Origin of the sequence: Ornithinibacter sp. (assembly GCF_035443565.1) — a bacterium.
In the GTDB taxonomy this organism is placed as follows: domain Bacteria; phylum Actinomycetota; class Actinomycetes; order Actinomycetales; family Dermatophilaceae; genus Fodinibacter.
In genome coordinates this window covers 1-9,191 of sequence record NZ_DAORSO010000013.1, presented here as the reverse complement: position 1 = coordinate 9,191, position 9,191 = coordinate 1, and the positions used below count along the sequence as shown (strand labels likewise).

Annotated in this window: 9 protein-coding genes; 2 read left to right on the top strand and 7 right to left on the bottom strand. The window is 70.4% G+C overall.

All coding sequences use genetic code 11. The features are described 5' to 3' along the window. Positions 1-5: 5 nt before the first annotated feature. The 7 genes from PLL68_RS03095 to PLL68_RS03065 form a co-directional block, all read right to left on the bottom strand. A complete protein-coding gene (locus tag PLL68_RS03095; protein ID WP_324531547.1) occupies positions 6-1,265 on the bottom strand; it encodes an ATP-grasp domain-containing protein in 1,260 nt (419 codons plus the stop codon). An 86-nt stretch (positions 1,266-1,351) separates the two neighbouring features. Further along, a complete protein-coding gene (locus PLL68_RS03090; RefSeq protein WP_324531545.1) occupies positions 1,352-2,098 on the bottom strand; it encodes an esterase family protein in 747 nt (248 codons plus the stop codon). Between the two features lie 53 nt (positions 2,099-2,151). After that, the gene (locus PLL68_RS03085) at positions 2,152-3,195 is read right to left on the bottom strand and encodes an alpha/beta hydrolase (protein WP_324531544.1); all 1,044 of its coding nucleotides are present in this window, start codon (positions 3,193-3,195) and stop codon (positions 2,152-2,154) included. 5 nt (positions 3,196-3,200) lie between these two features. Next, positions 3,201-4,187, bottom strand: a complete 987-nt coding sequence (locus PLL68_RS03080; RefSeq protein ID WP_324531543.1) for a co-chaperone YbbN — start codon at positions 4,185-4,187, stop codon at positions 3,201-3,203. Positions 4,188-4,221: 34 nt separating this feature from the next. Next, a complete protein-coding gene (locus tag PLL68_RS03075; protein WP_324531541.1) occupies positions 4,222-5,223 on the bottom strand; it encodes a DUF8094 domain-containing protein in 1,002 nt (333 codons plus the stop codon). Beyond that, a complete protein-coding gene (locus PLL68_RS03070) occupies positions 5,220-5,849 on the bottom strand; it encodes a hypothetical protein (protein WP_324531539.1) in 630 nt (209 codons plus the stop codon). The genes PLL68_RS03075 and PLL68_RS03070 overlap by 4 nt, the downstream gene beginning before the upstream one ends. Positions 5,850-5,969: 120 nt before the next feature. Further along, complete coding sequence (locus PLL68_RS03065) at positions 5,970-6,485, bottom strand: MarR family winged helix-turn-helix transcriptional regulator (RefSeq protein ID WP_324531537.1); 516 nt, start codon at positions 6,483-6,485, stop codon at positions 5,970-5,972. A 98-nt stretch (positions 6,486-6,583) separates the two neighbouring features. Between PLL68_RS03065 and PLL68_RS03060 the strand changes: the two genes are divergently transcribed. Then, positions 6,584-7,324: an HAD family hydrolase gene (locus PLL68_RS03060; protein ID WP_502910661.1), complete on the top strand. Its 741-nt coding sequence runs from the start codon at positions 6,584-6,586 to the stop codon at positions 7,322-7,324. After that, on the top strand, positions 7,321-9,191 hold a 1,871-nt coding region (locus tag PLL68_RS03055; protein WP_324531535.1), incomplete at its 3' end, for a glycoside hydrolase family 65 protein. The genes PLL68_RS03060 and PLL68_RS03055, both read left to right, overlap by 4 nt.

Here is a 9,191-nt window from a genome sequence, read left to right as displayed (position 1 = left end):
GCCCGTCAGGCGTCGGCCCCGCGAATCCGGCGCTCATCGGACACCCACATCCCGAGCAGCCCACCGAAGTGGCCCTCGAACCGCTCCCACTCGTGCGGCGGGTACGTCTGCTGGATCGTCGACTGCAGCAACGAGCGGAAGTCGGGCCCCTCGATCCACTCGAGCACCATGTCGTCGACGTGCGGGAGCGTGCTGTCACAGAACTCGGCGTAGCGCTCGGTCTCGAAGTGGTCGTCGGCGAGCGCCTGGTAGGCCTCGAGCTTGGCCTGGTAGTCCAGCGCCTCGTCGTCGGCGATCTCGAACCACGGCCCGGTGTCCACCTGCGTCTTCGCCACCCGCCCCGTGACCACGCAGAACGTCGACCAGCGCAGCAGCGCCTTCATCGCCCACGGGAAGTAGTAGTGCAGCGAGGTCACCGCGACGTCCGGGCACGCGTTCGCGTAGTCGATCGGGTAGACCATGCCGTCCTTGACGAGCATCTCGCAGGAGTTGAACTCCCAGCGGAAGAACGCGTTGACCGTCTGCGAGATCGTCCGGGTCTCGCGCCCGACCTCCGGGGAGAGGAAGTCGTGCGCGACGGCATACCGCTCGTGCATCGGCTCGTCGGGGCGGAACTTCATGACCATGGTCTCGGGGCCGATGGTCAGAGACCGCGCGAAGTGCTCGTAGTCAGGCACCGAGGCCTGCAGGTGCATGAGCATCTCGCCGGAGTCGTCGTAGGAGCGGTGCAGGTCGGCCCGGTCCTTGACCTGCGAGACACCTCGCCAGCCCCCGCCGTCGAAGGGCTTCATGTACAGCGGGTACCCGAGCGGCTCGGCCACCTCGTCGAGGTCGAAGGACTGGTTGTAGCGCGAGGACGTGTAGGCCCACCGCGCGTTGTCCACGGGGTGCTTGTAGGGCACGAGCACCGTCTCGGGCACGTGCATGCCGAGCCGGATCAGGGCGCAGTAGGCCGAGTGCTTCTCCATCGACTGGAACGTGAACGGGCTGTTGAGCAGGTACACGTCGTCCATGAGCGCGACCTTCTTCAGCCACTCGCGCGGGTGGTAGTACCAGTGGGCCAACCGGTCGATCACCAGTTCCTGGCGGGCCTTGTCACGCAGGTTGAACGGCTCGATCGTGAGCCGCTCCGTGGTGATCGTGTGCTCACCGCCGCCGGGCGGCTTCAGCACCCCGAGACGCCGAGCGAGCGCCTCGAATGCCGTCGGCCAGTCCTCCTCGGCACCGAGAAGCAACCCGACGAGGTGGTCGGTTCGTGTGGCCATGAGTGGTCTCCTACTCCTCGGGTGGAACTACGCGTCGGATGCCGTGGCGCACCACGGCGGTGTCGCGGCGGGCCGCGGTGGTCACGTCACACGAAACGCTGGAGGTGATGAGCAAGCTGGCGCTGCCACCACGGCCAGTCGTGCGCGCTGTCGTGGCCCCACACGTCGAGCTCGTGGCGAATCCCCTTGTCGGCCAGCAGGGCCGCGAACTCCCGGGTGGCCGGCAGCGACCGGGTGGGTGAGACCTCGAAGGGGCCTTCGCCGACGACGAGCAGCACGGAGACACGCGACCTGATCCAGTCGAGGTGGTCACCGTCCATGTTCGCCACGTACGCCGTGGGGTTCGCGAAGTACGTCGCGTCGCCGAGCTCACCCCAGCCGTTCCAGCTCGTCGGGTCGTAGTTGCCCGAGAGGCCGATGGCCATCGGTGCGACGTCTGCGCGCTGAAAGGTCAGGTGCACGGCGTGGTAGGCGCCCAGCGAGACGCCGACGGTGATGATCTCCTGTCCCCCACCGACCTGCTCCTGGATCCACGGCAGCACCTGCTGCGACAACCACGCCGTGTAGGTCTGCGCCCGGCGGGCCCGCTCCTCGGTCGGCTGGTCATTGGCCGACCACGTCCACCCGTCCATCGAGTCGACGCAGAACAGGCTGACCCGACCTGCCTCGATGAGGGGGCGCACGGCATCCAGCATGCCGTTGCCCTGCGCGTCTCGGGCCGATCCACCCTCGGACGGGAAGAGCAGCACCGGCCGCCCCCACGCTCCGTAGCGGACGACCTCGAGGTCGACGTCGTGCCCGGGAACCTGCAACCGCACGGCGCTCGTCTCCATGCGCACACCTTGCCGGTCACCACCCCCTCTCGCAAGCACTGCCCGCGAGAGGATCAGTCGGTCTCGCCCCAGACGGTGCGCAGCACGTGGGTCAGGCCGGGATCGAGTGCATCGCGCCAGGCCGTGTAGTTGTGCAGGTCGGCGACCTCGGTCAGCTCGACCGTGTGCCCGGCCCGACGCAGGGCCGCCGCCATGTCACGGTTGTTGGCCATGTTCTCCTCGATGGCCCCGCACGACATGCCGACGACGAGGGGGTGCTCGGTCTCGCGCATGTCGAGCACGCTCTGCACGAGCCGTGAGATCCGCCCGAAGAAGGGGTAGCCGCTCTCGTCGAGGTCGTGGCGCACCTGGAAGAACGACCCGGACTGCGAGTACACCCCGCCGACCCGCGGTGCCGCCAGCAGCCCGAGCAGCACCGCGGTCAGCCCGCCGAGGCTCGCGCCTGCGACCACGACCGGGCCGCGCACGGCATACCGCTCGCCCAACCCGTCGAGACCGGTGGCCGCGATCGTGCGCAGGTACTGGGGTGAGCCCGAGTACCAGGCATCACGGATCACCGGGGCCGCGAGGGCAACACGGTGAGGTGGCAGCACCCCCGTCGCGATGAGGGCTGCACTGTAGGTGGTGATCGACGCGAGCTGGTCGTACTCGGGCCCGTCGTGCACGAGCAGCAACGGAGCCGGCTCGGTGTCGGGCAGGTCCTGCGGGATCCAGACGGTGACGGGCACCTCGTGGGTGGTCTCACCGGTGAGGGTGTGCGGGTCCAACCGTCCGGGGACGGCGGGCGCCGACAGCCACCACGGCGGCACGTAGCCGGGCAGCTCGACCACCGACCGGTCCCCGAACGCGGTGCGCACGGTGAGGGGGTTGGCGGGGTCGAGCACGATGTCGACGGCGTCACCGCGACCGACGGCGAAGCGGTACTCGATGCGCTGCAGGCTCGGCACCGGCAGGTCGAGGCACCAGCCCGCGCCATCACGGGTGAACTCGCGCGGGCCGGGAACGGCTCGCTCGCACTGGAGGACGACGGCCGTGACGGCCGGGTCGACGTCGTCGAGCCGGAACCGGAGGTGGTCGTCGATGAGGGTCGCTGCCACCAGGATCAGAAGAGGGCACTCATCAGGGCGGTGCGCCCCTTGCGAACCCGCTCGTCGTGGTTGCCGACGACCGAGAACAGCTCGAGCAGGTGCGTGCGGGCCTTGTCTCGGTCAGCACCTTCGCTGGTCCGCACGAGGTCGAGCAACCGGGCGAAGGCGTCCTCGACGTGGCCACCGAGCACGTCGAGGTCGGCGACGACGCACGCGGCGTCGACGTCGGCAGGGTCGGCCGCGGCTGCAGCCCGGGCCGCCGTCAGGTCGACGCCGGTCGTGCGCTGCATCAGGCCCACCTGGGCCAGGCCGAGCTCGGCGTCGTGGTCCTTGGGGTTCTCGGCGAGCGCCTGCTCATAGGCGGCGGCCGCCCCAGCAAGGTCACCGCGCTCGATCGCCTGGAACGCAGCCTCGTGCAGCGGCGGGAGCGCGTCGTCCTCGGCGCCCTCGACCGGCTCGAGCTCGACGCGACCGGCGATGCCGTTCTGCACGGCTGCCTGGAGCAGCTGGTCGATGACCGCACGCACCTCGGCCTCGGGCTGGATGCCGGGGAAGAGCGGCACCGGCTGACCCTGGAGCAGACCGAAGGTCGCCGGCACGCTCGGCTGCCCGAACGCCTGGACGAGCAACGGCTGGAAGACCTGGAGCAGCTCGGGGGATGCCGACAGGTCGGCGCTGAGCACGAGGACGCGACCCTCGAGCGACGCCGCGACCGAGACGACCGTGTCGAGCAGCTCGCGGGTCGCGGAGTAGGCCGAGCCCCACAGCACCAGGACGCCGGGAACCTGCAGGGTGCGGTTCAGTGCCTCTTGGAGGTTGCTTGCGGTGACCTCGACGACCAGACCCCCGGGAACCGCGGGGCGCGCGGCCGGCGGCTGGCCGGGAACCGGGCCGGCCGGCATCCCACTGCCTGCCGTGGCTGCGGAGGGGGCCGTCAGGCCGGCAACGGAGGACAGGTCGACGGCGCCGCGGGTACCCGCGGGCGGGGTGGTCTCGCTCATGCGCAGATTCTCTCAAACGCGCAGGGCTGCGCGATCACAGGGCCTTGCCGGAGACGAGCAGCTCGGCCCCACCGATGACCGATGCCTGCCCCGTCGGGGGGATGAGCATGACGAAGGTCTCGAGGTTGTTCAGGGTGAGCGACTTCGTCACCTTCTTCTTGCCGGTCAGCTTGGCGTACTCGGCGGGCAGGACGAGCTCCTTGGCAGCCTTGGTCACGGCCAGGGTGTCCGTGCGCTTCATCAGGCCGAAGGTGACCACTCCTCCGTCGGCGAGGCGGAAGGACACGGCGTTCTTCAGCTCGGGCGTGTGCACCTGGGTCAGGGTGCCGAGCTTGCCGAGCGCCTTGGCCTGGGCCGCGGCGGTGGTCTTCAGGGAGTTGGCGAACGCGTTGTCGACGGAGACGGCCTTCGTCGCCACGGGCTTGGGGAAGGCCAGGGCTGCCGCGTAGGCCTTGATGACCGCCTCCGGCGTGGCCGGGAGCCCCTCGCCGTCGGTGACCTCCACCATCGGGGAGCCGGCGTTCTCCGGGGCCACCGCGGGAAGCGTGGCGCCGGCGAACATCGGCACGCTCGAGACGATCTTGAACGGCTGGTCGGGCTTCTCGGAGACCAGGACGTGCAGCATCTGGGTGTTCGTCGCTTCGTCGAGGGTCGACGCGACGATGGCACGGGGCCAGGCCCGACCCTGCGACTGGCCGACGATCGTCGGCTTCGGTGCAACCGCGAGGTCAGGGGTGGCCGCGGGTGCCGCGCCACGGGCCGCCTTCGCATTGGCCACGGTCAGAGCGTCACCCGCAAGGAAGACCGCACGGGCTGCGGCCGCCTTCTTGGCGTCACCCTCGACGGGCGCCTCCGCCTGCGCCAGGACCCGGGCGGCGATGTCGGCGGCGCCTTCGTCCCCGAGCGGCGCGGAGACGGACTTCTCGGCTGGCGCCGGGCGCAGGCCCACGAGGGCGTCCTGCGTGCCGCAGCCCGTGAGGAGCAGGGCACTGGCCAGGGTGGCGGCGGCAACGGCGGATGTCGTGCGGCGGGTCATCGGGTGACCTCCTCGGTGGGCGCTTCTTCGGTGGATCGGCGGCTGGGCCATGCCAACGCCACTCCGGCCACGACGAGGAAGAGTCCGGCCAGGACGGCGACGACGGCCTCGACGAACCACGTCTTGTCCGTGACGGTGAAGGTCACGGTCTCGAGCGGCCCGCCCTCGGTGGCGATGACGAGTGCCTCGGGCGCCTGGGCCTGCTTGACCGTCAGGGTCACCGGCCCCTGGGCGGAGTCCTGTTGGCGCCACAGGTCGGCAAGGCCCAGGGCGGGAGGCTCGCCGGACCCCACCGTCCGGGTCAGCAACACCCAGTCGCGAACCCCGACCCCCGTGGCGGACACGATGCGGGCGTCGCCGAGCACGTCAGCGGCATCCGAAGGGTTGGCCAGGGCCATCCAGACCGTGGCACCCTCGGCGGGGGTGGCGGTCACGACGACGTCGGACTCGACGCGGTTGAGCACCGAGGGCCGGATGATCACCGGGTCGGTCGTCGCCGGTCGGGCGGTGAACTGCGCGGTGCCCGAGGACCCCAGCTGGGTCGCGAACCAGGCGCCGATGACGGTGAGCACCAGGCCGAGAACGGCGAGGAGTGCACCGACGACGCTCTTCACGATCGTGGTCATGGGGATGGGGTCCTTCGGGTTGACAAGGGGGGTCACCGACGCGGAAAACGCGCCACGGCGTCCCTCCACCATGACAAACGCCCCACCCTCCCGACAAATCCCACGGCGGGAGAACCCCCGTCAGGCCTCGAAGTCGCCTGCCCCGACGCGGACCTCACGAAGCAGTCCGAACAGCACGTCGTGCTGCTCGGCGTCGAGCATCGAGAGCCCGAAGTCGGCCGCCTCCAGATCACGGGTCACCGCCTCCATCGCCGCGCGACCGGCATCCGTGATCACCGCGAACGCGCCACGACGGTCGGCGGGGTTGGGCACCCGCTCGACGAACCCCTGGGCCACCAGGCGCTGGACGATGTTCGTCGCGCTCGTCGGGTGCACCATGAGGCGCTCCCCGATGCGGGACATCGAGAGGCGCCCGTCGCGGCTGAAGGTGAGCAGCACCAGTGCTTCGTAGCGCGCGAAGGTCAACCCTTGGCGACCCGCGATGGCGTCGAACTGGGCGAGGAGCAGCTGCTGGACGCGCATGATCGACGTCGCCGTGGCCATCGACGAGGCGTGCGACTCCTCACCCCAGCGCTCGCGCCACAACTGGCTCGCCCGCGCGATCGGGTCGAAGGGCAGGCGCACCGGCTGGCTCACACCCAGAACGGTAGCCCAGCGACGCCCCGGACCGGCCTTCGGGAAGGCGGCGCCGACGGATTGCGCAAGCGCTCTCGCAGTCCCTAGCGTTGTCTCTCATGAGCGGTATGAACCCGGTGACCTGGCCCGACCACGACGCGGTCCTCTTCGACCTCGACGGGGTCCTCACCCCCACGGCGGAGGTGCACATGCGGGCCTGGTCGGAGATGTTCAACGCCTTCCTCTCGTCGTGGGAGGACCCCGCCGCCGACACCTCGACCTACACCGACGACGACTACTTCGCCCACGTCGACGGCAAGCCGCGCTACGACGGCGTGCGGGACCTGCTCACCGCACGCGGCATCGACCTGCCCGAGGGCGACCCGAGCGACGCCCCCACCCTCGACACCGTGTGCGGACTCGGCAACCGCAAGAACGACGCCTTCAACGCCGTCCTCGAACGCGACGGGGTGTCACCGTTCCCGGGATCGGTGGCGCTGCTGGACCACCTGCGCGACCTCGGGATGCCGCTCGCGGTCGTCTCGTCGTCGGCGAACGCCCCGGCGGTGCTGGAGGCCGCCGGCCTGGCCGGACGCTTCGTCACCGTCGTCGACGGCCGGGTTGCCACCGAGCTCGGACTGCCGGGCAAGCCGGCTCCCGACACGTTCGTCCACGCAGCCACGGCGTGCGGCGCCACACCCGCCCGCTCCGTCGTCGTCGAGGATGCCGTGTCGGGCGTTCGCGCCGGGGCGGCCGGCGAGTTCGGACTCGTCATCGGCGTCGACCGCGGGGCAGGCGCGCAGACCCTCACGGATGCCGGGGCGCACCTCGTCGTCGCGGACCTCGGCGAGCTGGCGTGAGCACCGCGCAGACCTCGGCGGACCCGCTGGACCGCAGCCGCTTCCCCGCCGACCCGTGGCGGCTCGTGGAGTGCGACCCCGAACGCGCCGACCTCGGGGTCACCGAGACGCTGTTCACCGTGGCCAACGGCTACATCGGGCTGCGTGGCAACCCCGAGGAGGGTCGCCACGCCCACGAGCACGGGACGTACATCAACGGCTTCCACGAGACCTGGCCGATCCGGCACGCGGAGGCGGCCTACGGGTTCGCCCGCACAGGGCAGACCCTGGTCAACGCCCCTGACGCGAAGCTCATGAAGCTCTACGTCGACGACGAGCCGCTGGTCATCGGCACGGCCGACCTCGAGAGCTACGAGCGGTCGCTGGACTTCCGTGACGGAGTCCTGCGTCGATCCCTGGTGTGGCGCACCCCGTCGGGCAAGCGCGTCAAGGTCGTCTCGACGCGGATGGTGTCGATGACCCAGCGCCACCTCGTCCTGCTCACGCTCGAGGTGAGCATGCTCTCCGGCGACGCCCCGGTGGTGGTGTCCTCCCAGCTGCTGAACCGTCAGGACGGGGTCGACGAGTACCACGGGCAGGCGGCCGCCGGCACGGGGCTGGCCGACCCACGCAAGGCGGCGGCCTTCGAGGGCCGGGTGCTCGAGCCGCGGCTGCAGATGGCCAAGGACGACCGGATGATGCTGGGCTACCAGTGCGCCAACTCCCGGATGACCGTCGCCGTGGCCGCCGACCACGCCGTGTCGACACCCGACCCGTACGAGGTCGTCATGAGCGACGAGCCGGACCTGACGAAGATGGTCTTTCGCGTCGACGCCCGCGAGGGCAGCACGCTGCGCATCGAGAAGACCGTGGCGTACCACACCTCGCGCGGCCTGCCCGTTCGTGAGCTGTCCGACCGGTGCCGCCGCACCCTGGACCGGGCAGCCCGGGTCGACAACGAGCACTGGCTGGCTGAGCAGCGTGACTGGTTCGACGCGTTCTGGGCCTCCGCCGACGTCGAGGTCGACACCGGAGACGAGACCTCGGATGCCGTGCAGCAGGCCATTCGCTTCAACCTGTTCACCCTGGCCCAGGCCAGCGCCCGGGCCGACGGGCTCGGGGTGGCGGCCAAGGGGGTCACCGGCTCGGGGTACGAGGGCCACTACTTCTGGGACACCGAGGTCTACGTCGCCCCCTTCCTCACCTACACCCGGCCCGAGCTGGCCCGAAACCTCATGCTCTTCCGCAGCCGGATGCTGCCCGCCGCTCGTGAGCGGGCTGCGGAGATGAGCCAGCGCGGGGCCCTCTTCCCCTGGCGCACCATCAACGGTGAGGAGGCCTCGGCGTACTACGCCGCCGGTACCGCCCAGGTGCACATCGACGCCGACGTCGCGCACGCGCTCGTGCAGTACGTCAGCGCCACCGGTGACGAGGAACTGCTCGTGCGGCACGGCCTGGCCATCCTCGTCGAGACCGCTCGGCTCTACGCCGACCTCGGCTTCTGGCGCAGCAACGGGGAACGCTCGTTCCACATCCACGGAGTGACCGGTCCCGACGAGTACACGACGGTGGTCAACAACAACCTGTTCACCAACGTCATGGCCCGCTACAACCTCGAGCAGGCGGTGTCGTGGGTGCGCTGGGCGCAGGAGCACCACGCCGACGAGTACGCCCGCCTGGCCCATCGCCTCAAGGTCACCGAGGACGAGGTCACGGAGTGGGCGGCCTGCGCGGCGGGCATGCACATCCCGTTCGACGAGGGCCTGCAGATCCACCCCCAGGACGACTTCTTCCTCGACCGCGAGGTGTGGGACCTCAGCCAGACCCCCGACGAGCTGCGGCCGCTGCTGCTGCACTACCACCCGCTGGTGATCTACCGCTTCCAGGT

Coding starts and splice junctions, on each gene's coding strand:
- PLL68_RS03095 (WP_324531547.1), bottom strand. CDS start 1,265: ATGGCCACACGAACCGACCACCTCGTCGGGTTGCTTCTCGGTGCCGAG.
- PLL68_RS03090 (WP_324531545.1), bottom strand. CDS start 2,098: ATGGAGACGAGCGCCGTGCGGTTGCAGGTTCCCGGGCACGACGTCGAC.
- PLL68_RS03070 (WP_324531539.1), bottom strand. CDS start 5,849: ATGACCACGATCGTGAAGAGCGTCGTCGGTGCACTCCTCGCCGTTCTC.
- PLL68_RS03075 (WP_324531541.1), bottom strand. CDS start 5,223: ATGACCCGCCGCACGACATCCGCCGTTGCCGCCGCCACCCTGGCCAGT.
- PLL68_RS03060 (WP_502910661.1), top strand. CDS start 6,584: ATGAGCGGTATGAACCCGGTGACCTGGCCCGACCACGACGCGGTCCTC.
- PLL68_RS03080 (WP_324531543.1), bottom strand. CDS start 4,187: ATGAGCGAGACCACCCCGCCCGCGGGTACCCGCGGCGCCGTCGACCTG.